Annotated in this window: 2 pseudogenes; both read left to right on the forward strand. The window is 57.1% G+C overall.

The features are described from left to right. Positions 1–176 (forward strand): annotated as a pseudogene (locus tag BJP35_RS24055) (IS21 family transposase); the annotation flags it as partial. Then, positions 173–620: pseudogene (locus BJP35_RS24060) on the forward strand (ATP-binding protein); the annotation flags it as partial. The pseudogenes BJP35_RS24055 and BJP35_RS24060, both read left to right, overlap by 4 nt.

A 620-nucleotide genomic window follows, 5' to 3' on the forward strand; every position in this document is an offset into this window, starting at 1 on the left:
CTATCCAGACCCGCCCCTGTGATCACTGGGTGGAGGAACAGCAGTCCATGCTGGCACTGCCACCGGAGAAAAAACAGTATGACGTGCAGGTCGACGAAAGCCTGGTGACCTTCGACAGGCAGCCGTTGCATCATCCGCTGTCCATCTATGACACGTTCTGCAGAGGAGCCGCATGATGGTCGAACTGCAACATCAACGGCTGATGGTGCTTGCCGAACAGCAGTCTTATCGGCACGGCGCCGGCGCTGTCGCAACAGGCAGTGGATCAGGAATGGAGTTACATGGACTTCCTGGAGCACCTGTTACATGAAGGGAAAACTGGCCCGGCATCAGCGTAAACAGGCGATGTACACACGGATGGCAGCCTTCCCGGCGGTAAAGACGTTCGAGGAATACGACTTCACCTTCGCCACCGGCGCACCTCAGAAGCAAATCCAGTCGCTGCGTTCCCTGAGCTTCATCGAACGTAACGAAAACATCGTGTTACTGGGCCCCTCAGGCGTGGGAAAAACACATCTGGCGATAGCCATGGGCTACGAAGCAGTACGGGCGGGCATCAAGGTTCGCTTCACAACAGCTGCGGACCTGCTGTTACAGCTGACGACATCCCAGCGTCAGGG

Origin of the sequence: Enterobacter sp. J49 (genome assembly GCF_002148625.1) — a bacterium.
Taxonomy (GTDB): domain Bacteria; phylum Pseudomonadota; class Gammaproteobacteria; order Enterobacterales; family Enterobacteriaceae; genus Enterobacter; species Enterobacter ludwigii.